General features: G+C 28.9%; 1 protein-coding gene. It reads left to right on the top strand.

Features of this window, described 5'->3' with window-relative positions:
* The first annotated feature begins 340 nt into the window (after positions 1–340).
* Positions 341–697 (top strand): hypothetical protein, encoded by a 357-nt coding sequence (locus ES044_RS18315; protein WP_147120791.1) that lies wholly within the window; start codon positions 341–343, stop codon positions 695–697.
* The last annotated feature ends 258 nt before the right edge of the window (positions 698–955 follow it).

Below are 955 nucleotides of genomic sequence, written 5' to 3'. Positions count from 1 at the left end.
TTTGCTAACACCGTGTATAGAAAATTGCTAAATTAGTGCTTTACCAAAGGCAGTTGCATTTTTGCGTACTTCAAATTTTCCGTTGGAAAATCCTCGCACACAAAAACGCAACTTTCCATAACACAAACACGTTACCCAACATTAAGACTGAATGAACTCTAAAACTAAATACTTATTTCTCATTTTAGGAATTACCGGAATTGTTCTTCTGGTTTTCAATTCAGTTAAAATGTGGAATTGGTCTAATATAAAACTGGAATTGGAAATTTCTCAAATTCTATTTATAATTAGTTTAATCAGTTTTGGATTTTATTTTATTCTAAAAAAAAAGCGAAAATTTTTGACTAGAATAATAATTGGAACATTTGGAATTTGTTTAGTTCTAAATTTATACTTGGTCACTGAATATTATCAAGCTTTACAAACCCAAAAACGATTTTCGGAATATTCTAAATTAGAAACCTGTGAGGAAATGGAAAATAGATTCGCAACGGACTTAAAAAAAGGAGAAATTAAATATTTTCAGTTCGGATTTGGATACGATATTGAATTAGATAAAACACTGAAAAATAAATATAAAATTGAAACTTTTGGAATGGGTTGTTCTATTCAATCCGAAATGATTTGTTATAACAAAATGGTTAATGATTATCTGAAAGAAAAGCACAACGACGGAATAATTGACTATTGGGAATAAAACGTTGGGTAACACCGTACAAAATTAATTGCTTTGGTTCTGGCTTATTTAGGAAAGTCCTCGCGGACTTTCTATTCAGTTATTATTTATTAACTTTATCGCTTAACCACAGCAAAAAATCTTGTACAAACACGTTAGGCTCAATTGCTCAAAAATTTAAAAACTCTATTCAATAATTGGAAAATAATTTCAATTTTAAATTTTTAAGGTCTTTTAAATTCGAATTTTCGGAACACTTTTTCGCTCGTCAAAATTTTC

Origin of the sequence: Polaribacter sp. IC066 (assembly GCF_007997085.1) — a bacterium.
In the GTDB taxonomy this organism is placed as follows: Bacteria; Bacteroidota; Bacteroidia; order Flavobacteriales; family Flavobacteriaceae; genus Polaribacter.
This window is presented reverse-complemented; position numbering and strand designations above follow the sequence as displayed.